This window comes from Conexibacter woesei DSM 14684, assembly GCF_000025265.1.
GTDB lineage: Bacteria > Actinomycetota > Thermoleophilia > Solirubrobacterales > Solirubrobacteraceae > Conexibacter > Conexibacter woesei.
Map to the genome: position 1 here is coordinate 3,285,517 of NC_013739.1, position 22,724 is coordinate 3,308,240.

Genomic DNA, 22,724 nt, shown 5'->3' on the forward strand with positions numbered 1-22,724 from the left:
CGCGGTGACGACGAAGATGCGACTCGACACGCTGCTCGCGGAGCGAGGCGTCTTCGCCTCACGTTCGCGTGCGGCCGCGTCCGTGCTCGCCGGCGAGGTGCTGCTCGGAAGCGACCGCCGCCGTGCCGAGAAGCCCGGCCAGCTGGTCCCCGCCGACGTCGAGGTCGACGTCGCCGAAGCGCCCGACTTCGTCTCGCGCGGCGGACGCAAGCTCGCCAACGCGCTCGACGCGATCGGGCTCGACGTCGCCGGTCGCCGCGCGCTCGACGTCGGCGCTTCGACGGGCGGCTTCACCGACTGCCTGCTCCAGCGCGGCGCCGCGCACGTCGTCGCGCTCGACGTCGCCTACGGCGAGCTGCACTGGAAGATCCGCAACGACGAGCGCGTGACGGTGCTGGAGCGCGCCAACGCCCGCCGCGTCGAGCGCGAGCAGCTGCCGTACGCGCCGGACCTGCTCGTCGCCGACGTCTCGTTCATCTCGTTGACCAAGGTCCTGCCGGCGGTGTTGGCGACGATGGACGAGCGCTTCGACGGCCTCGTGATGGTCAAGCCGCAGTTCGAGGTCGGGCGTGAGCGCGTCGGCAAGGGCGGTGTCGTGCGCGACGCCGCCGACCGCCGTGCCGCGCTCGTCGCGGTCGGCGAGGCGGCGCACGCGCTCGGCGCATCCGTGCTCGGCTTCGTGTCGTCAGGCCTGCCCGGCCCGAAGGGCAACAGGGAGACGTTCGTGCGGCTCGCCGAAGGCGGTCGCGCGGGCGCGCTCGACGAGCTGGACTCCGCGGCCCGGGAGGTCGAGGCGGAACCCGCGGCCAGAGGCCTTGGTTCCGTCGGAAGAACTCGCCCGGAGGCTCGTTCTTCCGGGCTGGAGGAGAACGATGAGTAGACGCCGCGTCGCGACGGTCTTCACGCACCGCCGGCCGACCGAGACGAGCGCCGCGCTCGGCGAGCTGGTCGCGGCCGCGCGCTCGGCCGGCTACACGCTGCGCTTCTCGCCCGAGGAGACGGTCAAGCACGGGCTGCGGGCCGAGCCGGGGATCGAGATCGACGCGCCGCCCGCGGCAGAGGCCGACCTCTGCGTCGTGCTCGGCGGCGACGGCACGATCCTGCACGGGCTGCGGACGTACGCGCGCAGCGGCGTGCCGGTCTTCGGCGTCAACTTCGGCGAGGTCGGCTTCCTCGCGACGGTCGACCCCGACGACGTCGCCAGCGGCCTGCGGCAGGCGTTCCGCGGCGACTACGAGGTGCTGTCGCTGCCCGGGATCGAGGCGCAGACCGGCGGCGGCGAGTGGCTCGCGATGAACGACGTCTCCTTCCACCGCCAGCAGGGACTGCGCGTCGCCGACCTCGCGGTCGAGGTCGGCGAGGAGGAGGTCGGGCGCGTCCGCTGCGACGGGCTCGTCGTCGCGACCCCGGCCGGCTCGACCGGCTACAACCTCGCCAACGGCGGGCCGGTGATGGCGTGGGGCGTGGAGGGCCTCGCGGTCTCCTACATCGCGCCGCACTCGCTGACCGCCCGCGCGCTCGTCGTCGCGCCGAACGACCCGATCACGATCCGCAACCGCTCCAGAGAGGAGCCGGTCGACGTCAGCGTCGACGGCCGCCCGGTCTGCGAGCTGCCGCCCGGCGGGGCGCTGTCGGCGCGTTTCAGCGACGACGTCGGCACGCTCGCGCAGGCGCACGGCGCGAGCTTCTATCACCGCCTGCGCGAGAAGTTCGGGCGCCTGGCGTCGGGCGCCTGAGCGGCGACGGCCGCGGGGGCGTGCGCGGCGCGCACGCGCCGCGTCGAACAGGCGTTCGCTTTTTCCGTCTGGCGCGGCTGGTTCACTGCGCGCATGCTTCACGAGCTGCGGGTCGAGAACCTCCTCCTGATCGAACGCGCCGAGCTGCGGCTCGGGCCCGGCCTCAACGTGCTGACGGGCGAGACCGGCGCGGGCAAGACGATGCTCGCGCACGCGCTCGACCTGCTGCTCGGCGGCAAGGCCCGCAGCGGGATCGTGCGGCCGGGAGCGTCTGAGGCGTACGTCGAGGGCATCTTCGCGTTCCCGCAGCGGCTGCGGCAGGCGCTCGGCGACCGCCTGCCGGACGACGCCGAGGAGCTGGTGCTCGCGCGGCGCGTGTGGCCGGACGGCCGCACCCGCGCTTACCTCAACGGCCGCTCCGCGACGGTCGGGGAGCTGCGCGAGATCGGCGGCGAGCTGCTCGCCTTCTACGGCCAGCACGAGCACCGCAGGCTGATGCTCGCCTCCGCCCAGCTGGAGATCCTCGACGGCTTCTGCGGCCCGCAGCAGCGCGAACGGCGGCAGCGCGCCGCAGCCGCCCACGCGGAGCTGCGCGCGCTGACGAAGCGCGCCGAGGAGCTGGGCGCGATCGGCGGGGCGCGCGAGCGCGAGCTGGACCTGCTCGAGTACGAGCTGCGCGAGATCGAGGAGGTCGACCCGAGCGAGGCGGAGCAGGCCGAGCTGACGGGCGAGCGCGAGCGGCTGCGCCACCTGGAGGGGCTGCGCGGCGCGGCGGTCGCCGGGGCGGAGGCGATCATGCCCGAGAGCGGGGAGGCCGGCGCGAGCACGCTGCTCGCGGCCGCGGTGTCGTCGCTCGACGCGATCGACGGCGTCGATCCGGCGCTCGACGAGCTGGCCGAGCGCTACCGCGCGCTCGTGCTGGAGGCCGATGACCTCGCGACCGAGCTGCGCAAGTACGAGCAGTCGGTCGAGGGCGAGCCGGGCCGGCTCGACGAGGTGGAGGAGCGGCTGACGGCGCTGGGGCGGCTGGAGCGCAAGCACGGCGGCACGATCGCCGCGGTGCTGGCACATGCGGCCGAGTGCCGCGCGCGGCGCGACGAGCTGACCGGCGCCGAGGCGGCGCTGGAGCAGACGCGGGCCGAGCTGGACGCCGCCCGCGAGCGGCTGCTGGCGGTCTCGGGCGAGCTGCGCGCCGCCCGCGAGGAGGCCGCGCCCGGCCTCTCGGAGGCGGTCCGGGAACGGCTCGCCGAGCTGGCGATGGCCGGCGCCTCGTTCGAGGTCTCGCTGTCGCCGAGAGAGGAGCCCGGCGCGAGCGGCAACGACGTCGTCGAGCTGCTGATCGCGGCCAACCCGGGCGTGCCCGCGGGGCCGCTGAGAGACGTCGCCTCCGGCGGCGAGACCTCGCGCGTGATGCTCGCGCTGCTCGGCGTCGCCAACGCCGACGTCGAGGACGGCGCCGGCCTGCTCGTCTTCGACGAGATCGACGCCGGCATCGGCGGCCACACCGCGCGCGCCGTCGGCTCCCAGCTGCGCTCGCTCGCCGCCGGCCGCCAGGTGCTCTGCATCACCCACCTGCCGCAGGTGGCGGCCCACGCCGAGCGCCACTTCCGGATCGAGAAGGACGGGACGAGCAAGACGGCGGTGACGACGGTCACCGACCTGCGCAGAGACGCCGTCCTCGGCGAGCTGGTCCGCATGCTCGGCGCCGACGAGACCGACAGAGCGGCCCGCCGGCACGCCAGAGAGCTGCTGCGAGCGGCCTGACGGATGGCGATCGCCGGAGCGCTGCTCGCGACGACCGCGGCCGGCCCGTCAGGCCGGCCCCGTAGAATGGTCGTTTCCGTGGCCGTCTCTCATCCCACCGCGACGCAGAACGGCGCGGCCGTGCATGAAGTCTCCGGCATCGCCCGGATCGGCAAGCGCACCAAGCATCTCGTCAAGAGACTGCGTCCGGGCGACATCGCGATCATCGACCATCGCGATCTCGACCGCGTCTCGGGTGAAGATCTCGTTGCGTGCGGGATCGCCGGCGTCGTCAACTGCTCGCCGTCGTCGAGCGGACGCTACCCGAACATGGGACCGCTGCTCGTCGTGCAGGCCGGGATCACGCTGATCGACGCGCCCGGCGCCGACCTGATGCAGACCCTCCACGACGGCGACCCGATCGTGCTCAGAGGCGGCCAGGTCTGGCGCCGCGACGAGCTGATGGCCGAGGGAGAGCTGCAGGAGCCCGAGCGCGTGCAGGCGCTGACCGCCAAGCGCCGTCGCGAGATCGGCGAGGCGCTGGAGGCGTTCGCCGCCAACACGGTGCAGTACATGATCGAGGAGCGGGACCTGCTCTCCGGCAAGCTGGAGCTGCCGAAGTTCGACACGCAGTTCCGCGACCGGCCGGTCCTGATCGTCGTGCGCGGCGTCGACCACAAGCGCGACATCAAGGCGCTGCGCGCCTACATCCGCGACGTCAAGCCGGTCCTCGTCGGCGTCGACGGCGGCGCCGACGCGATCATCGACGAGGGCTTCAAGCCGGACATGATCGTCGGCGACATGGACTCGGCGACCGAGAGAACGCTCCGCAGCGGCGCCGAGCTGGTCGTCCACGCCTACTCCGACGGCCGCGCCCCCGGCCGCAACTACCTCGAATCGCTCGGGCTCGGCTACAAGATCGTCCCCGCGCCCGGGACCAGCCAGGACATCGCGATGCTGATCGCCGCCGAGAAGGGCGCTGAGCTGATCGTCTCCGTCGGCTCCCACTTCAACCTCGTCGAGTTCCTCGACAAGAACCGCCAGGGGATGGCGTCGACCTTCCTGACCCGTCTGCGCGTGGGCGAGATCCTCGTCGACGCGAAGGGCGTGAGCCGCCTGTACAGGCCGCAGCCGGGGCTCGCGCCGGTCCTGCTGCTGGCGGCGACGGGCGTCGTCGCGCTGATCGTCGTCATCCTGCTCACTCCGGCCCTGCACGACGTCGCCGACCTGCTGTGGCTCAAGCTCCAAGTGCTGCTCGGCATCGACGCCTAGCCGGCACCCGCCTTCCCGCCGCCTCCTCCGGACCCCACACATGCTCAGCTTCCGCTACCACGCCCTGTCGCTCGTCGCCGTCTTCCTCGCGCTCGTGATCGGCCTGCTGCTCGGCGTCGCCGTCGGCGACCGCGGGCTCGTCTCCAGCGCCGAGAGAAGAGTGCGCGACTCGCTGCGCAAGGACGTGCGCGAGGCGCAGCAGGAGCGTGACGCCGCGCGCGAGGAGGTCGACGACCGCCGCGTCTTCGAGGAGGACGCCTATCCCGCGATGGTCGACAACCGCCTCACCGGGATGAGAATCGCCCTGATCGAGCTGGGCGGCGCCTCGGACCGAATGTGGGACCTCACGCGCGACGCGCTGCAGGGCTCCGGCGGCAGACTGTCGTCGGTCTCGGTCATCAGGGAGCCGCTCAACCTCGAGGCGATCGCGAAGGCGTCGAGAGGGACGCGCTACGAGAGACTCGCCGAGGACCCGTCGCTGGTCCACGCGTTCGGCACGCGCATGGGGATCCAGTTCACGCAGGGGGGAGAGCTGCTGCCGAGAGTCCGCGGCGAGCTGCTCGACCAGGGCAGCGGGACGTTGGAGGGCGCCGACGCGGTCGTGATCGTGCGCGACGAGCGCGAGCTCGACGACCCCGCCGAGGCGAGAGCGATCGAGGAGTTCGAGAACGGCCTGATGCGCGGCCTGCGGGTCGACGGGATCCCCGTCGTCGGCGTCGAGACGACCGACGCGGACCCGTCGCAGATCGGCTGGTTCAAGGAGCACGACCTCTCCAGCGTCGACGACCTCGACGATCCCCTCGGCAGAGCCGCGCTGGTCTTCGCGCTCGCCGGCGAGCGCGGCCACTTCGGCGTCAAATCGACAGCGGACGGCGGCAGACTGCCGCCAGTCCTGTAGCACGAGCGCCACCGCGCCCGTCGTCCGGCTCGCCCGCTACCTTCCCTCCACGTGGAAGCACTTCCGACCCTCGTCGCGCTTGCGGCGGCGATCCTCTTGACGCCGCCGATCCTGCGGCACCTGACCGAGGAAGGGCTGACCCGCGAGAACTACCGCAGAGCGCTGCTGCCGTTCCCCGGCGGCATCGCGATCGTCGCCGCCGCGGTCGTCGCGCTCGCCCCGCTGGCGGCGCTGCAGCAGCTCGCCGACGCCGACGTCTTCCGCCCGGAGATCGGCCTCGTCGTGACGTACGCGCTCGGCGTCGCGCTGCTCGGCCTGATCGACGATCTGCTCGCCGGGCGCTCACGCGGCTGGCGCGGCCACGGCAAGGCCGTCATCGGCGGCGGCTTCAGCACCGGCGCGCTGAAGGCGGTCGGCTCGCTCGGACTCGCGCTGTTCGTGCTCTCCGGCCAGGGCTACGGCAACGGCCAGTACCTGCTCGCCGTCGCGCTGCTCGTGCTCACCACCAACCTCTTCAACCTGCTCGACCTGCGGCCCGGCCGCTCCGCGAAGGGCTTCGTCCTGCTTGCGGCGGCGCTGACGCTCGGCGCGTGGGATCTCGAGCCGCTGGAGACGATCGGCCTGTTCGCCGCGCCCGTCGTCGTCGCCGGCTTCTACGACCTGCGCGAGCGCGCCATGTTGGGCGACACGGGCGCCAACCTGATCGGCGGACTCGCCGGTCTGTGGTTGATTCTGACGCTCGGGACCCTCGGGCAGGCGATCGCGCTCGCTGTCGTCCTCGCGCTGACCGTCTACGGCGAATTCCGCTCGCTCTCCGCGGCGATCGAGCGAACCCCCATCCTGCGTCATCTAGACTCTATCGGAAGGACCCCGCATGCCTGACGTCCCGACCAGCGGCTCGACTCGCTTCATCTTCGTGACCGGGGGCGTCGTGTCCTCGCTCGGCAAGGGGATCGCGGCCGCCTCGATCGGACGTCTGCTGGTCGCACGCGGGTTCACCGTCCAGCTGCAGAAGCTGGATCCGTACATCAACGTCGACCCCGGCACGATGTCGCCGTACCAGCACGGCGAGGTCTTCGTGACCGAGGACGGCGCCGAGACGGACCTCGACCTCGGCCACTACGAGCGCTTCACCGACGCGAACACGCGCCGCGGCTCGAACGTGACCTCGGGCGGCATCTACAACTCGGTGATCCGGCGCGAGCGCCGCGGCGACTACCTCGGCGGCACCGTCCAGGTGATCCCGCACATCACCGACGAGATCAAGCAGCGCGTCAAGCTGATGGCCGACGCGAGCGACGTCGACTTCGTCATCACCGAGATCGGCGGCACCGTCGGCGACATCGAGTCGCTGCCGTTCCTGGAGGCGATCCGCCAGTTCCCGTCCGACGTCGGCCGGCGCAACTGCATGTACATCCACCTCACGCTCGTGCCGTACATCGGCCACGCGGGTGAGCTGAAGACGAAGCCGACGCAGCACTCCGTCAACGAGCTGCGCCGCATCGGCATCGGCGCCGACATGCTGCTGTGCCGCTCGGAGTCGTTGCTGAGCAAGGAGATCCGCAAGAAGATCGCGCTCTTCGCCGGCCTGCCGGTCGAGGCGATCGGCTCCGCCGTCGACGTCGACCACATCTACCGCGTGCCGCTCGTCTACCGCGAGCAGGGGATCGACGACTTCGTCCTCGACCACTTCCGCATCGACGACGCCCCGGCCCCGGACCTCGGCGGCTGGGAGCAGATGACGGCGCGCGCGGTCGGCGCCAGACAGCGCGTCAGAATCGCGCTCGTCGGCAAGTACATCAAGCTCGAGGACGCCTACCTGTCCGTCGTCGAGTCGCTGCGCCACGCCGGCATCGAGCACGGCACGCAGATCGACGTCGACTGGATCGACTCCGAGCAGCTGGAGACCGAGGACGCGCGCAAGCGCTTCCGCGAGGCCGACGGCGTGCTCGTGCCCGGCGGCTTCGGCGGCCGCGGCATCGAGGGCAAGATCTGCGCCGCGCAGGTCGCACGCGAGGACGGCATCCCGTACCTCGGCATCTGCCTCGGGATGCAGGTCGCCGTCGCCGAGTTCGCCCGCCACGTCGCCGGCATGCCGGGCGCCAACTCGACCGAGTTCGACCCCGAGACGCCGTACCCGGTGATCGACCTGCTGCCCGAGCAGAAGGAGATCTCCGACCTCGGCGGCACGATGCGGCTCGGCGCCGACCCGGTCAAGCTGCACGAGGACACCCGCGTCCGCGAGCTGTACGGCGAGGCGGTCATCTACGAGCGCCACCGCCATCGCTACGAGGTCAACAACCACCTCCGCCGCCGCCTGGAGAGCGCCGGCCTCGTCTGCGGCGGGACCTCGCCCGACGACCAGCTCGTCGAGTCGGTCGAGCTGCCCGAGGCCCAGCATCCGTTCTTCGTCGCCTCGCAGTACCACCCCGAGTTCAAGTCGCGCCCGCAGAGGCCCGCGCCGCTGTTCCGCGGCTTCGTGCGCGCCGCGCTCGACCGCGCCGTCCGGCGCGGCACCGCCGACGGCACTGCCGGCGAAGCGACCGCCGACGCGTCGGCGGAGCAGCGATCGGGCATTCCCACCGCGTGAGGCCGCGGGTCCAGGCTGAGGAGTCCGAGCGCGTCCGGCTCGGCGAGCTGTTCGCCGAGCTGTGCGCGATCGAGAGCCCGTTCGGCCACGAGCGCGCATGCGCCGACCGCGTCGCCGCGGAGCTGCGCGGGCTCGGCCTGACGGTCGAGGAGGACGGCGCCGGCGCGCTGCTCGGCGCGACCGCGGGGAACCTGCTTGCGCGCGTGCCATCGCGCGCCGAGATCGCCGGGGCACCGGAGGCACCGTCGGTCCTGCTCTGCGCCCACCTCGACACCGTCCCGCTGACCGACAGGGTCGAGCCGGTCCTGGTCGACGAGGGCTGGGAGAACGCGCACGCGGCGATCCTCGGCGCCGACAACAAGGCGGCGGTCGCGGTGATGCTGGCGGTCGCGCGGCGGCTCGTCGCCGCGCCGGCGGAGATCGCCGTCGAGCTGCTGTTCACGGTCTGCGAGGAGAACGCGCTCGCGGGCGCGAAGGTGTTCGATGTCAGCCGGCTGCGCAGCGCGTTCGGCTACGTCTTCGACCACGCGACGCCGATCGGCGAGGTGATCGTCGCCTCGCCGACCTATCACCGCATCGTCGCGGACTTCCGCGGCGTCGAGGCGCATGCCGGCATCAAGCCGGAGGAGGGGCGCAGCGCGATCCTCGCTGCGGCGCGCGCGGTCTCCGCGATGCCGCTCGGGCGCCTCGACGACGAGACGACCGCGAACGTCGGCCTCGTCTCCGGCGGCTCGGGCGTCAACGTCGTGCCGGGCGCCTGCCGGATCGAGGCGGAGGCGCGCTCGCTCGACGAGACGAAGGTCGAGGCGGTCGTGGCGGAGATCGTCGATCACCTGCACGACGGCGCCAACGCCGCCGAGTGCGACGTCGACGTGACGGTCGAGTGCCTCTTCCGCGGCTACCGGCTGAAGCCGTCCGCCGCGCACGTCGCCGCCGCCGAGTCCGCGCTGCACGCCTGCGGCTACGTCCCCAAGCGGATCGCCAGCGGTGGCGGATCGGACGCGAACGCGTTCATCGCCGCCGGCTTCCCGTGCGTGAACCTCGCGAACGGGACCGAGCGCGCCCACCAGCCGGATGAGCGCGTCTCCGTCGTGGCGCTGGAGGGGATGCTCGACGTGGCGCTGACGCTCGTCGCCGAGAGCGCCGAGGTCCTGTGCTGAAGCTGCGGCGCGGGACCGTCGTCGTCGCCGACCCGGTGCGCGACGACGAGCAGTGGCAGCGGCTGTCGGTCGACGTCGCGGGCGAGCAGCGCCCGGCGGTGGTCGACGTCGCGCTGCTCGGCTCGTGCACGTTCGGCGACGAGGTCGTCGTCAACGTCGAGGCGCGCGATCTCGCGCTCGGCTCGGGCGGCTTCGACGTCGTCCACGTCAACCTGACGCGCGGTCTGTCGGGCGAGGGCGTGCCGGGCGCACACGTGATGAAGCTGAACTACAGCTCGCTCCAGCACGCCGTCCTGCCGGTCGAGGGCGAGCGGCTCGCCGTCCCGCTCGGCCGGCCGGTCGCGGTCTTCCCGCTCCACGGCCACCTCGCGCCGCTCGCGTGGGCGCTCGCGCAGGCGCGGCCCGGCGCGCGCGTCGGCTACGTGCAGACCGCGGGCGGCGCGCTCCCCGGCGGGATGTCGTCGACCGTGCTGGAGCTGCGCCGGCTGGGCCTGCTGGCCGACCATGTCACTGCCGGCCCGGCCTACGGCGGCGAGCGCGAGGCGATCACGACCGCGGGCGCGATCCACGACGGCCTGGCGGAGCAGGGCTGGGACGCGGCGCTCGTCGGGCCTGGCCCGGGGATCCTCGGCTCCGGCTCGGCGCTCGGCCACGGCGGCATCGTCGCGATGGACTCCGCGCACGCCGCGCTGGCGCTGAGATGCGCGACGGTTCTCGTGGCGCGGATGTCGGCTGGCGACCCGCGCCCGCGCCACCAGGGCCTCTCGCACCACACCCGCACGGTGCTCGACCTGCTGCTCGCGCCGGTCACGCTGCCGGTCGAGATGGGCGCGACTGACCCGGCGTTCGCCGCTGCCCGCGCGCGCGGCCACGTCGTGCACGAGGTCGCGGTCGACGTCGAGGGCTACCGCGCGAGCGGCCTGCCGGCCCGCACGATGGGGCGCGGGATCGACGAGGACCGCCCGTTCTTCGCCGCCGCGCTGGCGGCCGGCACGACCGTCGGAGGACTGGTGAGATGACGCAGGGGTTCGAGCAGATCGGCTCGGAGTCGATCTGGAACGGCTACGTCGTCGAGGTGAGGGTGGAGAGATTCCGCCACGCCGACGGCGCGGTCGTCGAGCGCGACAACGTGCACCATCCGGGCGCGGTCGGGATCGTCGCGATCGACGACGCGCACGTCTGGCTCGTGCGCCAGCCGCGCGAGATCTGCGGCACGTTCCTGCTGGAGGTCCCGGCCGGCAAGCTCGACGTCGTCGGCGAGCCGCCGCTGGAGACAGCCAGGCGCGAGCTGGCGGAGGAGATCGGCAAGGCCGCCGACACGTGGGAGCCGCTGCACGGCTTCTTCACCAGCTGCGGCTTCAGCGACGAGCGCCTGGAGCTGTTCCTCGCGACCGGCCTGCGCGACGTCCCGCGGCCGGAGGTCGAGGAGGACGAGCGGATCGAGATCCTCCCGTGGCCGCTGGACCGCCTCGACGACGCGATCGCGCAGTGCGAGGACGCCAAGACGCTGGTGGGTCTGATGCTGCTGCAGCGCCGGCTGTCGTCCTGATCACGGCCCCGACCGCCTGGGCGGATCGTTGCGGGCGGGAGGAGCCCGCAGCGCAGGGCAGAAGCAGGCAGACGATGACGACGACCCCGACGCTCGCCCCGCTGCGCACCGGGTCCTTCGAGGACCTCGTGCTCGACTTCATCGCGTACCTCGAGCTGGAGCGCGGCCTCAGCCGCAACACGCTCGAGGCGTACCGCTCCGACCTGTTGCAGTACGGCGCCTATCTCGACCGCGCCGGCAAGGACGCGCTGCGCGTCGAGCACGGCGACCTCGCCGCGTTCGTCGGAGCGCTCGCGGCGGGCGGCGACGGGCGCGCGCCCGCGGCCGCGACGACGGTCCAGCGCAAGGTCGCCTGCCTGCGCTCGTTCTACCGTCACCTGCGCCGCGAGGAGATCCTCGACCGCGACCCGACCGCGGAGCTGAAGGGGCCGCCGCGCGGCAAGAAGCTGCCGAAGGTGCTCTCTCGCGACGAGGTCCAGCATCTGCTGTCGCAGCCGAGAGGGACCGGCCCGGCGGCGCTGCGCGACCGCGCGCTGCTGGAGCTGATGTACGCCTGCGGGCTGCGCGCGTCGGAGGCCGTCGACATGCAGCTCGACGAGCTCGACGTCGACGACGGGATCCTGCGCGCGAACGGCAAGGGCAACAAGGAGCGGCTCGTCCCGATCGGCTCCAAGGCACTCGACGCGCTGCGCCACTACCTCACGCGCGGCCGCCCGCAGATGGTCGGGCTGCGCGAGGAGAAGCGCGTCTTCGTCAACCAGCGCGGCCACGGGCTCACGCGGCAGGGGCTGTACAAGATCGTCCAGCGCCACGCGCGCACCGCCGGCCTCGGCGACAAGATGAGCCCGCACACGCTGCGGCACACCTTCGCGACGCATCTGCTCGCGGGCGGCTGCGACCTGCGATCGTTGCAGGAGATGCTGGGACACGCCGACATCGCGACGACGCAGATCTACACGCACCTCTCCGCCGAGCGCCTGCGTGACGTCTACTTCGACGCCCATCCGCGAGCGCAGCTCGGTTCCGACGACGTTTGATGCGCGCCAGACGGGCCGTCGTCGTCGTGCTCGACGCCGTCGGCGCGGGCGCGCTGCCTGACGCCGCCGACTACGGCGACGCGGGCACGAACACGCTCGGCCATCTCGCGGAGCTGACGGGCGGCCTGGAGCTGCCGAACCTCCAGCGGCTCGGCCTCGGCTCGATCCTGCCGCTGACGGGCGTCGCGCCGGCCGCCGCGCCGGTCCTGCATGGGCGGCTGCACCCGCTCGGCCCCGGCAAGGACTCGACGACCGGCCACTGGGAGCTGATGGGCGTCGTCGCGAGATCGCCGCGGCCGACGTACCCGGACGGCTTCCCACCCGAGGTGATCGAGACGATCGAGCGCGCGAGCGGGCGGAAGGTCGTCTGCAACGCGCCGAACGACGGCCTCAGCGCGATCGAGGAGCACGGGGAGGAGGCGCTGCGCGACGGCGCGCTGATCGTCTACACCTCGCAGGACTCGGTCCTCCAGATCGCTGCGCACGTGAACGCGCTGTCCGTGCAGGACCTCCACCGGCTGTGCGCGCGCGTGCGCAAGCTGATGATCGGCGAGCACGCCGTCGGGCGTGTCATCGCGCGGCCGTTCGCCGGTGTCCCGGGCGCGTTCGAGCGGACGCGCGACCGGCATGACTTCGCGCTCCCGCCGCAGAGCCGCAGCCACCTCGACGAGCTGCGTGAGGCGGGCGTCGCGACGCACGCCGTCGGCAAGGTCGGCCAGCTGTTCGGCGGCCGCGGCTTCGACCACGCGCACGCGGGCGCGACGAACGCCGAGGCGATCGACGCGACCGGCGCGCTGCTGCGCGAGCTCGACGCAGGCTTCGTCTTCACGAACCTGATCGAGACCGACCAGGTCTACGGCCACCGCAAGGACGCCGACGGCTTCCACCACGCGCTGCGAGAGATCGACACGGCCGTCGCCGGCTGGGAGGCGCTGCTGGGACCCGGCGACCTGCTCGTGCTGACCGCCGACCACGGCTGCGACCCGGCCCATCCCGGCACCGACCACACGCGCGAGCACGCGCCCCTGCTCGCGCTCTTCGACGGCCACGGCGGACGCCGCCACGACGGCCCGCTGGCGGATGTCGGCGCGAGCGTGCTGCGCTGGCTCGCCGCCCGCGACGCTCCCGCGCTGCCCGGCACGCCGTTCGTCTGAGGCCGCTCAGCCCAGCGCGTCGCCGTGCGCGGCGAGGACCCGCTTCGGCGCGCGGATCCGCCATGCGTCGAGCAGCAGCTCGCGCAGCTCCTGCGCGTCGACCTCGGGCAGCCGCACGAGCACCATCGGGTAGCCGTCGTAGTGCGGCGTCGTGAAGAACTTCCGCGGCTCCGAGGCGATCAGCGCCTCCTTGTCCGCGACGTCGTCGCACCAGACGACGAGCACACCCTCCTCGCGCATCCGCGCGAACAGTCTGTCCTTCACGCGGAAGCCGGGCGTCCCGTAGGACGGGCGCTCGGTCGTCTCCGGCAGTGCCAGCGCGATCCGTCGCACGTCGTCCTCTGTCGTCATGTCCGAGTGTCTACCACGGCGCCACCAGGGATACTCCGCTTCATGGTCTGGAGATGGCTGCGCCACCACGTGACCGAGGGTCACGCCGGAAACGTCGTGTACGGCTCGATCGTCGTGCTGGCGCTCGTGCTCGTGCTCGACCACGAGGGAGCGTCCGCGAGAACGGCGATCGTCTCGATCGCCGGCGCCGTGATCGTCGTCGCGATCGCGGAGGCGTACGCGGAGGTGCTGCAGGTGATGATCACCGGCCATCGCGAGCTGCGCGGCTCCGACCGGGTCGACATCGCCGCCGGCATCGCGGTCCACGGCGTCGCGGCGATCATGCCGATCGTCTTCTTCGTGCTCGCCGCGCTCGACGCGATGAAGCTCGAGACGGCGTACACGACCGCGAGATGGTTCGGCGTCTGCGTGCTCGGCCTGTACGCCTTCGGCGCCTACCGCGCGGCAGGCGTGACGGTCACCCGCAGCCTCATCGCCGGCGGCGTGCTGACGCTGATCGGCGTCGTGCTCGTGATGCTGAAGTCGCTCGTCGGTCACTGAGGCGCGCGCCGGACCGCGCGCGCCGGACCCGATATCTTCGAGCGCCGCATGCCCGAGCTGCCCGAAGTCGAGACCGTCCGCCGCCAGCTCGAGCCCCGCCTGGTCGGCCGCACGCTCGTCGCGTACGCCGTGCGCGACGCCCGCTGGACCGAGCCGCGCTCCCCCAACGAGGTCGTCGCGCCGCTCGTCGGTCGCCGGATCGAGGGGTTCCATCGCCGCGGCAAGTACCTGATCTGGGAGGCGGAGGACGAGCTGTTCCTGCTGATCCACCTGCGGATGACGGGGAACCTGCTCTACGACGCGCCAGAGGGGACCCTCTACACGCGCGCGCACTTCGGCTTCGACGACGGCCACGACCTGCGCTTCGTCGACCCGCGCCGCTTCGGCACCGGCTGGCTGCTCGCCGGCCAGTCGGAGCTGGACGCCTACCTCGACGCGCGGCTCGGCGTCGAGCCATTCTCCGACGGGTTCACGGCCGAGCACCTGAGACGGCTGGCGAGAGGGTCGCGCGCGCCGATCAAGGCGTTCCTGCTCGACCAGAAGCGGATCGCCGGCATCGGCAACATCTACGCGGACGAGGCGCTGTTCCGCTCGCGCATCCACCCGCTGCGCCAAGCCGGCAGAGTCACGACCGCCCAGTGGGAGCTGCTGCGCGACGCGGTCGTCGACGCGCTCTCCGCGGGGATCGACGCGAGAGGCGCGTCGATCGACGACTTCCGCGACCTCGACGGCGCGCGCGGCTCGTTCCAGGACCGCTTCCTGATCCACCGCCGCGCCGACGACGGCTGCCTCGAATGCGGCGGCCCGATCCGCAAGATCCTCGCCGCCGGGCGCGGGACATACGTCTGCGAGCACTGCCAGCCGCGACCGCGCGGGGCGAGAATCGTCCCGATGACGCGGTAGCGGGAGCGACCGCCGACGCGATGGCAGCCGACCGCGCCCTGATCGACGCCGTCCGCGCCGAGCTGGCGACACGCGGCGACGCCGCGAAGGCGCCCGAGATGCAGCGCTACATGAAGTCGGCGCTGCCGTTCTACGGCGTTTCGAGCCCCGCGCGAAAGGAGGTCGCCCGCGTCGTGATCCCCGCGCACCCGCTCCCCGACGCCGGCGCCTGGCGCGACACGGTGCTGGCGCTCTGGAGCGAGGCGGAGCATCGCGAGGAGCGCTACATCGCGCTCGCGCTCGTGGGGGACCGCCGCTACCGCACCCATCGCACGATCGCCGCGCTGCCGCTGTACGAGGAGCTGGTCGTGACGGGCGCCTGGTGGGACCTCGTCGACGAGGTCGCGGGGCGCCTGCTCGGCGAGCTGTTGAAGAGAGACCACGACGCGCTCGCGCCGGTCCTGCGCGCATGGTCGCGCGACGCCGACCTGTGGAAGCGCCGCGCCGCGCTCGTCGCGCAGGTGAACCTCAGAGGCGACATCGACCTCGCGTTGCTGCACGACGTGATCGAGCCAAACCTGCGCGACGGGGACTTCTTCATGCGCAAGGGGATCGGCTGGGCGCTGCGCTCCTACGCGAAGGTCGATCCCGACGAGGTCGTGCGGTACTGCGAGCAGCACGCCGACGAGCTGAGCCCGCTCAGCAGACGCGAGGCGCTGCGCAACGTCGCGGGCCTGCGCGACTGACGCCGCCCCGTCCGCCGTACGCCGCGCCACACCCGCGGCACCGGCCGGGACCGCTGCTACCGTCGAGCAGATGGAGGCGAGCGGCTTCACCCTCTTCGACACGGCGATCGGCTGCTGCGGGATCGCCTGGGGCCCCGCCGGGCTGACCGACGTCCAGCTGCCGGAGTCGTCGAGAGCCGCGACGCGCGCGCGGCTGCTCCGCCAGCTCCCGCCGGCAGCGCGTGAGCACGCCCCGTCCGAGCTGCCGCCGGAGATCGCCGACGCGGTCGCGCGTATCGTCGCGCTGCTCGCCGGCGCCGACGACGACCTCGCCGACGTCGCCGTCGACATGGAGCGCGTCCCGCCGTTCCACCGCAGGGTCTACGACCTCGCGCGGACGATCCCGCCCGGCGCGACGCTCACGTACGGCGAGGTCGCCGACCGCATCGGCGCCGATCGCGGCGCCGCACGCGCCGTCGGCCAGGCGCTCGGAGCCAACCCGGTGCCGATCGTCGTCCCGTGCCACCGCGTCACCGCCGCGGGCGGCAAGACGGGCGGCTTCTCCGCCGGCGGCGGCGTCAGCACCAAGCTGCGGATGCTCGACATCGAGCGCGCCCACGCCGCCGCACACGGTGCTCCGACGCTCTTCTAGCTAGTAGAATGCGGCTCCCGCGCGGCATCAGCTGACCGGCGGCGGCCACCGTGGTCGCCGCCTCCAAATCAAGGGGGAAGACGATGTCGAGACGCCTTCGCGGGCTGCTCGCCGCACTCGTCGCATGCGCGGGGCTGTTGTTCGCTGCGTCGACGGCCGCAGCGCTCACGATGTCGCCGTCAGGCGCGTACGTCGCCTCGTCCGGCACGACCACGCTCACCTTCGCCGGCACCAGACAGACGCTGACGTGCACCGGCTCCAGCTTCGGCGTCACGTTCGACAGAGACGGAACGGGCATCTCGCCGAGAGGCAGCGGGAGATGGACCGGGTGCTCGAACGGCCTGCTCGGTTCGGCCTCCGTCACCCAGACCGGCGAGTGGGACTTCGGTCCTCAGCTAACGACGGTTGGCAGAGACACGCTAATAGGGTGGCAGGACGTGCTACCGGGAAGCGCGATAACGATAACCGCCGGTGCCTGCACGATCGTGGTGCAAGGCGTGAAGCTCTACGGCGCCCTCGTGCCCGGCGGGCTACCCATATCGTTCAGCAGAGACGTGCTGGCGACCCTATTGAGCAGAATCACCGTGTCGCAGGCGATAGGTTGCAGCCCGTTCGTCACGACGGTCGGGCTATCGGCGACGTACTCCGCCTCGTACACGCTCGACAGAGGCTTCACCTGGAGCTAGCGGCGAGCGCGCTACGATTGTGAATCCCGCAAAGCCCGACCGGGTATTGGGAGAACACCACCACTCCCTCACGAGGAAGCGAGACGCTCCTTTCCATGCGCCCATCACGCCGTCACGTCATCGCGCTGCTCGCCGCGGCCGCACTGCCGCTGACCCTCGCCGCATGCGGCTCCGACGACGACGCTGACTCGGGCAGCACCGCGACGACGGGCGCGACGACGGCGGCGAACGCGTGCGAGAAGGCGAACCTTCAGCTCCTCGAGGACGGGCAGCTGACCGTCGCGACCGACAAGCCCGCGTACCCGCCGTACTTCGAGGACGACGACCCGTCCAACGGCAGAGGCTTCGAGAGCGCCGTCGCGTTCGCGATCGCCAGACAGCTCGGCTTCGCCAGAGACGAGGTCAAGTGGGTGATAGAGCCGTTCAACTCCTCCTACGCGCCCGGTCCCAAGCGCTTCGACTTCGACGTGAACCAGATCTCGATCACGCCGCAGCGCGAGAGAGCGGTCGACTTCTCGGCGCCGTACTACACCGCCCCGCAGGCGGTCGTCGCGCTGAAGGACTCCGACGCCGCGAGAGCGACGAGCCTCGATCAGCTCAAAGACGTCCAGCTCGGCGTGCAGATCGGCACGACCAGCCTCGACGCGGCCGACGCGCAGATCGACCCGTCCAAGCAGCCGAAGGTCTTCAACGACTCCAACGACGTCGTGCGCGCGCTCAAGCAGGGCCAGGTCGACGCCGTCGTGGTCGATCTCCCGACCGCGTTCTACCTGACCGCCGCGCAGGTGCCGGAAGCCGCGATCGTCGGCCAGTTCGAGGCGCCGGGCGGCGACGCCTGGGGCGCGCTGCTGGCAAGAGACTCGTCGCTGACCGCGTGCGTCTCTGACGCGATCGAGACGCTGAGAGCGGACGGCACGCTCGACAGACTCGAGCAGCGCTGGATGGGCGAGGCGGCCGGCGCGCCCGCGCTGCAGTGAGCGACCGCCGCGCTGTCCGCGCCGCCGCCCGCCGGCGGCGCGACCGGCGCGGCCTGCTGATCGCGACCGCCTCCTCGGTCGTCGTGATCGGCGGGCTCGCCGTGCTGGTCGGGACGAGCCCCGGCTGGCCCGACGTGCGCGAGACGTTCTTCTCGTGGGAGGCGTTCAAGACGAGCTTCCCCGACGTGCTGAGAGGGTTCTGGCTCGACGTCAAGCTGTTCCTGATCGTCGAGGCGATCGTGCTCGTGCTCGGCCTCGCGATCGCGCTCGGCCGCACGACGCAGGCGCCGGCGCTGTTTCCCGTCCGCCTGCTGCTGGCGGTCTACACCGACGTGCTGCGCGGCATCCCGACGATCCTGCTCGTCTACCTCGTCGGCTTCGGGATCCCGGCGCTCGCGCTCAACGGGCTGCCGACCGACCCGGTCGTGCTCGGCGGCGCCGCGCTCGTGCTGACCTACTCCGCCTACGTCGCCGAGGTGTACCGCGCGGGGCTCGACTCCGTCCACCCGAGCCAGCGCGCGGCGGCACTCGCGGTCGGCCTCAACCGCGTCCAGGCGCTCCGCTTCGTCGTCCTGCCGCAGGCGGTCAGACGCGTGATCCCACCGCTGCTGAACGACTTCATCTCGTTGCAGAAGGACGTCGCGCTGATCTCGGTGCTCGGTCCGCTGGAGGCGTTCCGCGTCGCGCAGATCGAGGCGTCGTCGAACTTCAACTACACGCCGCTGATCGCAGCGGCGCTGCTCTACATCTGCGTCACCGTGCCGCTCGCGCGCTTCGTCGACCGGATGCAGAAGCGCAGACGGCGAGCCCAGGCCGCAGAGGCGGTGACCGCGTGAGCGCGGCGAGACCGGTGATCGAGCTGCAGGGGCTGACGAAGGCGTACGGCGAGACGCCGGTCCTGCGCGGGATCGACCTGACCGTCAGCGAGCACGAGGCGGTCGCGCTGATCGGCGCCTCGGGCTCGGGCAAGTCGACGCTGCTGCGCTGCATCGACCTGCTCGATGAGATCGACGACGGCGACGTGCTGATCGACGGCGAGGTCGTGACCGACCCGAGCGTCACGCCGCACGGCGTGCGCAAGCGGCTGGGGATGGTCTTCCAGGCGTTCAACCTCTTCCCGCACCTGACGGTGCTGGAGAACGTGACGCTCGCGCCGCGGCGCGCGCACGGCGTCCCGCGCGCGGAGGCGGAGGAGCGGGCGCGCGAGCTGCTCGCCCGCTTCGGGCTCGCCGGCCGCGAGGACGCCTACCCGGACCGGCTCTCCGGCGGGCAGCAGCAGCGCGTCGCGATCGTCCGCGCGCTGGCGCCCAACCCGCGCGCGCTGCTGCTCGACGAGGTCACCAGCGCGCTCGACCCCGAGCTGGTGGGGGAGGTGCTTGAGGCGGTCCGCGAGCTGAAGGCGGACGGCATCACGATGCTCATCACGACGCACGAGATGGGCTTCGCGCGCGAGGTCGCTGACGAGGTCTGCTTCCTGCACGAGGGGCTGATCGTCGAGCGCGGCGCCCCGGAGCGGATCTTCACGGCGCCCGAGCACCCGGAGACGCGCCGCTTCCTCAGACGGCTGCTGGAGGCGAAGCGGGTCTAGGCCTAGCCGGTGACGCGCGGCGGGAGTGCGACGACGCGCATCCGCGCCCTCGTCGTGACCGGGGAGCGGACGAGCCCTCTGGCGGCCGCGCCCAGCCGCAGCGCCGCGGGCCGGCCCGCGCGCGCGTGCAGCGTCAGCGTCACGTACGTGTGTCTGGGCAATCTCGACGTGATGCGGCAGATCGTCGGGCCGTTCTCGCCACCCACGGTGAGCCCGCGCGGGAGCCGGACGCAGGTTCTGACGCGCAGCGCCCCGACCCGCGAGGGGTTGCCGGTCCGCACGAGGATCGTCACGCGCTGCCCCGTCCGCACGCGCCGCGGCGCGATGATCCGGATCGCCAGCGGCTGCAGCTTTCTGACGAGCGTGACGAGCGCTCTTCTGACCGCCGGCTTGACGGCGAGCGTCGGGACCGGGACGGGCACGGGTCCGGGGCCTGGTCCGGGACCTGCGAACGGCGCCGGCGTGGCGGTCGCGAAGTTCGGGTTGAGGCCCGCCACGTCGGCCGTGCGGACGTTGAAGTGGAGCTTGACCGCCGATCTCGGCGGTATGACGAATCTGCCCTCCCACGTCAGCACGCGACCGTCGATCGACGGGTCCTCGGTCGTCAGGAACGTCGCGCTGCGCGGCTGGTAGACGTACTCACGCGGCAGGCGGTCGATCACCTCGGAGAGGGGGATCGCCGTGGTGGTCGGGTTGGAGACCGTTATCCAGTAGCCGTTGAGCGAGCCGGCCTCGTCGAACGGGTCGTCGGTTATCTTCGAGACGTCGAACGTCGGCACAGGCGGCGGCGGTCTGACGTCGATCGGCGCGCCGTCTTCCGCCGGGACGACCGTCACGTCGACGCCCTCGCCGATGACGCTGTTGCGATAGGTGCCTTCTCTGTCGGGGACCCGGATCGTGTAGTGCAGCGTGAAGACGTCCTCGGCCGGGACGGTGAAGGGACCGTTCCAGGTGATCGATCCGTCGGCGTTTCTGACCGGGTCGTTCGTCGTGTCGCCCGTCGTCGAGTTGGCGAGGTACGTCGAGCCCGCCGGGATCAGGTCGGTCAGCGAGGTGAGCTGGACGTCGCGGATGTTCGAGTTGACGACGGTCACCGTGTAGCCGACGGCGTCGCCGGCGCCGACCTCGGCGCGGTCGGCCGCCTTGCGGATCACGAGCGGGACGGTCCCGGCCGGCGAGAACGTGATGATGCTGGAGATTCTCAGGCTCGCGCCGGGCTCCAGCGTGCGGACCCAGCTGAGGCCGGCGCCGTTGTCGATCCGCTCGTCGCAGCGGCAGGTGTTGTCGAAGACGCTCTGATCGCGCAGTCTCTGCCACACGTCGTAGTAAGTGCCGTGGTAGAAGGTCGAGCCGACGGTGACGGGGAGGAACTGCTCGATGCGGGTGCCCTTCGAGCCGTCGCCATTGGCCGCCAGGCAGCTGATCGCGTCGCCGTCGACGCGGCCGTAGCCGTAGTCGCTGTTGCCGAGGTAGCAGTCGCCGGCGCGGTAGAACGTGATCAGTCTCGGCGCGTCCGAGGTGTTCTGGATCGTCGCGTCGGTACGGAACGACTCCTCGCCGAGCACGTAGCGGTCGACCTGCGAGATCGCGAGCGGGCCGCCGGTGACGCCCGTCGAGACGAGGAACGGGTCGGCGGTCGTCCCACTGCCAGAGACGGCCGACTGACTGACCGGCGTCCACGCCGTGTGCATCCCGTCGCCCGGGTAGAAGCCGGCGGGCACCGTGTCGGGTCCGTAGAGCGTGCCGTCGGTGGCGACGAACGACCCGCACGCGGTGGTGCCGTAGAACTCGGGGAAGCTGTCGAGCTGGTGGTTGACGTAGCAGTTGAGGTCGGGCGTTATCCCGACCGTCGTCAACGGCCCCGCGCTTGTGATCTCCGCCGCGCGTGCGCCGCCGGCGGTCACGGCCGCGGCGATCGCGACCATGGTGAGCAGCTTCCCCCACTGCATCCGCATGTCGGATGGATACGCTCGTGGAGCGAACTTGAAACAGCGCGGCCACAGCGTTGTGCCACGTTCAGTAGGAAATGTGCGCATTGGGCGCGTTCGCGCGCCCTTTGGAGCCGGTCGGCGGCTGCGCCGTCGCGGCGGCTACGCCGTCGCGAGCAGCGCGCTCAGTTCGCCGCTGCGGTCGGCCGCGGCGAGCTGGTCGTAGCCGCCGAGCGGCTGCGATCCGACGAGGATCTGCGGAAACGTCATCATCCCGGTCAGCTCGACGAGCTTCGCCCGTCCGTCGGGGTCACGTGCGAGATTGATCTCCTCGAACGCCAGCTCGCGCTTCTCGAGCAGCTGCTTCGCACGGACGCAGTAGGGGCAGAAATCTGTGGTGTAGAGCGTGATCTTGGCCATTACTTCATTCAATATAGCGACTGTCGTCGAAGTGTCGGACAATCCGCGGATGGCGCGCTGATGGCTTCCCGTTCGCTGCGCACCGAGGCGATCGTGCTGCGCTCCATACGCTTCGGCGAGGCCGACCGGATCCTCCACCTCTACACGCCCGACCACGGCCGCGTCGGCGCGATCGCGAAGGGCGCGCGCAAGACGCGCAGCCGCTTCGGTGCGCGGCTCGAGCCGTTCTTCCACCTGAGAGTGAACCTCCACCTCAGCCGCGGCGACCTCCACACCGTCACGAGCGCCGACACGATCGATCCGCACGGACCGCTGCGCGAGCGCGCCTGCTCGCTCGACGCCGCCTCGCGCGCGTGCGACGCGGTCACGCGCCTGTTCGAGACCGACGACCCCAGCCCCGCGGTCTTCCACCTGCTCGCGAACGAGCTGCGGCTGCTCGACGGCGACGAGCGCCATTCGGGACAGGCCGCGCAGCTCGCCTTCCGGTTGAAGCTGCTCGTCGCGGGCGGCTTCACGCCGCAGCTCGCCTCGTGCGCGTCGTGCGGGGAGAGCGACCACCTCAGCGGCTTCTCGGGCTCGGCGGGCGGCGTCGTCTGCAGCGCCTGCGAGGCGTCCGCCTTTCCGCTCTCGGAGGAGGCGTACACGTTCCTCGTCGAGGCGCTCGGGCGGCCGCTCGCGGATGCGCCGGACGCGAGCCTGCGGGCGCTGCGCCAGGCCGAGCGCGCGATCACGGAGACGGCGGAGCACCACGCGCACGTCCACTTGCGCTCGCTCGCCCGGCAGCCGCGCGGAGCGCCCATGACCTGACTCCGGAATGGAGTCTGCATTCCGAATTC

General features: G+C 72.0%; 24 protein-coding genes. 21 read left to right on the forward strand and 3 right to left on the reverse strand.

What is annotated here, in order from left to right:
* Nucleotides 1-4: 4 nt before the first annotated feature.
* The 12 genes from CWOE_RS15370 to CWOE_RS15425 all read left to right on the forward strand — a co-directional run bounded on the left by CWOE_RS15370 (nt 5) and on the right by CWOE_RS15425 (nt 13,139).
* Nucleotides 5-880: a TlyA family RNA methyltransferase gene (locus tag CWOE_RS15370; protein ID WP_236262106.1), complete on the forward strand. Its 876-nt coding sequence runs from the start codon at nt 5-7 to the stop codon at nt 878-880.
* Nucleotides 873-1,736 carry an NAD(+)/NADH kinase gene (locus CWOE_RS15375; protein WP_012934551.1) on the forward strand — a complete coding sequence of 288 codons (864 nt, stop codon included), beginning with the start codon at nt 873-875 and terminating at the stop codon, nt 1,734-1,736. The genes CWOE_RS15370 and CWOE_RS15375 overlap by 8 nt, the downstream gene beginning before the upstream one ends.
* 93 nt (nt 1,737-1,829) lie before the next feature.
* A complete protein-coding gene (gene recN / locus CWOE_RS15380; RefSeq protein ID WP_012934552.1) occupies nt 1,830-3,500 on the forward strand; it encodes a DNA repair protein RecN in 1,671 nt (556 codons plus the stop codon).
* Between the two features lie 78 nt (nt 3,501-3,578).
* On the forward strand, nt 3,579-4,751 hold the full coding sequence (steA, locus tag CWOE_RS15385) for a putative cytokinetic ring protein SteA (RefSeq protein WP_148261030.1): 1,173 nt from the start codon (nt 3,579-3,581) through the stop codon (nt 4,749-4,751).
* A gap of 40 nt (nt 4,752-4,791) precedes the next feature.
* A complete protein-coding gene (locus tag CWOE_RS15390) occupies nt 4,792-5,649 on the forward strand; it encodes a copper transporter (RefSeq protein ID WP_012934554.1) in 858 nt (285 codons plus the stop codon).
* A 51-nt stretch (nt 5,650-5,700) separates the two neighbouring features.
* On the forward strand, nt 5,701-6,531 hold the full coding sequence (locus CWOE_RS15395) for a hypothetical protein (RefSeq protein ID WP_012934555.1): 831 nt from the start codon (nt 5,701-5,703) through the stop codon (nt 6,529-6,531).
* Nucleotides 6,524-8,239: a CTP synthase gene (locus CWOE_RS15400; protein WP_012934556.1), complete on the forward strand. Its 1,716-nt coding sequence runs from the start codon at nt 6,524-6,526 to the stop codon at nt 8,237-8,239. Before CWOE_RS15395 ends, CWOE_RS15400 begins: the two co-directional genes overlap by 8 nt.
* Nucleotides 8,236-9,399: a M20/M25/M40 family metallo-hydrolase gene (locus CWOE_RS15405; protein WP_012934557.1), complete on the forward strand. Its 1,164-nt coding sequence runs from the start codon at nt 8,236-8,238 to the stop codon at nt 9,397-9,399. The genes CWOE_RS15400 and CWOE_RS15405 overlap by 4 nt, the downstream gene beginning before the upstream one ends.
* Nucleotides 9,393-10,418, forward strand: a complete 1,026-nt coding sequence (locus CWOE_RS15410; protein WP_012934558.1) for a DUF3866 family protein — start codon at nt 9,393-9,395, stop codon at nt 10,416-10,418. The genes CWOE_RS15405 and CWOE_RS15410 overlap by 7 nt, the downstream gene beginning before the upstream one ends.
* Entirely contained in the window at nt 10,415-10,948 is a 534-nt protein-coding gene (locus tag CWOE_RS15415) for an NUDIX hydrolase (protein WP_012934559.1), read from the forward strand. Before CWOE_RS15410 ends, CWOE_RS15415 begins: the two co-directional genes overlap by 4 nt.
* A 74-nt stretch (nt 10,949-11,022) precedes the next feature.
* Complete coding sequence (xerD, locus tag CWOE_RS15420) at nt 11,023-11,985, forward strand: site-specific tyrosine recombinase XerD (protein ID WP_012934560.1); 963 nt, start codon at nt 11,023-11,025, stop codon at nt 11,983-11,985.
* The gene (locus tag CWOE_RS15425) at nt 11,985-13,139 is read left to right on the forward strand and encodes a phosphopentomutase (protein WP_012934561.1); all 1,155 of its coding nucleotides are present in this window, start codon (nt 11,985-11,987) and stop codon (nt 13,137-13,139) included. The genes xerD and CWOE_RS15425 overlap by 1 nt, the downstream gene beginning before the upstream one ends.
* A gap of 6 nt (nt 13,140-13,145) precedes the next feature.
* Here CWOE_RS15425 and CWOE_RS15430 read toward each other — a convergent pair whose 3' ends face one another.
* Nucleotides 13,146-13,490, reverse strand: a complete 345-nt coding sequence (locus tag CWOE_RS15430; RefSeq protein WP_012934562.1) for an MmcQ/YjbR family DNA-binding protein — start codon at nt 13,488-13,490, stop codon at nt 13,146-13,148.
* Nucleotides 13,491-13,532: 42 nt separating this feature from the next.
* Between CWOE_RS15430 and CWOE_RS15435 the strand changes: the two genes are divergently transcribed.
* From CWOE_RS15435 to CWOE_RS15470, 8 genes are all read left to right on the forward strand, one after another.
* Entirely contained in the window at nt 13,533-14,030 is a 498-nt protein-coding gene (locus CWOE_RS15435) for a hypothetical protein (protein ID WP_012934563.1), read from the forward strand.
* A 48-nt stretch (nt 14,031-14,078) separates the two neighbouring features.
* Complete coding sequence (mutM, locus tag CWOE_RS15440; RefSeq protein WP_012934564.1) at nt 14,079-14,933, forward strand: bifunctional DNA-formamidopyrimidine glycosylase/DNA-(apurinic or apyrimidinic site) lyase; 855 nt, start codon at nt 14,079-14,081, stop codon at nt 14,931-14,933.
* A 20-nt stretch (nt 14,934-14,953) separates the two neighbouring features.
* A complete protein-coding gene (locus CWOE_RS15445) occupies nt 14,954-15,658 on the forward strand; it encodes a DNA alkylation repair protein (protein WP_012934565.1) in 705 nt (234 codons plus the stop codon).
* Between the two features lie 70 nt (nt 15,659-15,728).
* The gene (locus tag CWOE_RS15450; protein ID WP_012934566.1) at nt 15,729-16,289 is read left to right on the forward strand and encodes a methylated-DNA--[protein]-cysteine S-methyltransferase; all 561 of its coding nucleotides are present in this window, start codon (nt 15,729-15,731) and stop codon (nt 16,287-16,289) included.
* An 83-nt stretch (nt 16,290-16,372) separates the two neighbouring features.
* Nucleotides 16,373-16,975 carry a hypothetical protein gene (locus CWOE_RS15455; RefSeq protein WP_012934567.1) on the forward strand — a complete coding sequence of 201 codons (603 nt, stop codon included), beginning with the start codon at nt 16,373-16,375 and terminating at the stop codon, nt 16,973-16,975.
* 95 nt (nt 16,976-17,070) lie between these two features.
* The gene (locus CWOE_RS15460) at nt 17,071-17,952 is read left to right on the forward strand and encodes an ABC transporter substrate-binding protein (protein WP_012934568.1); all 882 of its coding nucleotides are present in this window, start codon (nt 17,071-17,073) and stop codon (nt 17,950-17,952) included.
* On the forward strand, nt 17,949-18,788 hold the full coding sequence (locus CWOE_RS15465; protein WP_012934569.1) for an amino acid ABC transporter permease: 840 nt from the start codon (nt 17,949-17,951) through the stop codon (nt 18,786-18,788). The genes CWOE_RS15460 and CWOE_RS15465 overlap by 4 nt, the downstream gene beginning before the upstream one ends.
* Nucleotides 18,785-19,540 carry an amino acid ABC transporter ATP-binding protein gene (locus tag CWOE_RS15470; protein WP_012934570.1) on the forward strand — a complete coding sequence of 252 codons (756 nt, stop codon included), beginning with the start codon at nt 18,785-18,787 and terminating at the stop codon, nt 19,538-19,540. Before CWOE_RS15465 ends, CWOE_RS15470 begins: the two co-directional genes overlap by 4 nt.
* 2 nt (nt 19,541-19,542) lie before the next feature.
* Here the strand turns inward: CWOE_RS15470 and CWOE_RS15475 are convergent, their stop codons facing one another.
* Nucleotides 19,543-21,495 carry a DUF11 domain-containing protein gene (locus tag CWOE_RS15475; RefSeq protein ID WP_012934571.1) on the reverse strand — a complete coding sequence of 651 codons (1,953 nt, stop codon included), beginning with the start codon at nt 21,493-21,495 and terminating at the stop codon, nt 19,543-19,545.
* Between the two features lie 135 nt (nt 21,496-21,630).
* A complete protein-coding gene (grxC, locus tag CWOE_RS15480) occupies nt 21,631-21,888 on the reverse strand; it encodes a glutaredoxin 3 (RefSeq protein WP_012934572.1) in 258 nt (85 codons plus the stop codon).
* Between the two features lie 60 nt (nt 21,889-21,948).
* Here grxC and recO point away from each other — a divergent pair, with 60 nt between their 5' ends.
* Entirely contained in the window at nt 21,949-22,695 is a 747-nt protein-coding gene (recO, locus tag CWOE_RS15485) for a DNA repair protein RecO (protein ID WP_012934573.1), read from the forward strand.
* The last annotated feature ends 29 nt before the right edge of the window (nt 22,696-22,724 follow it).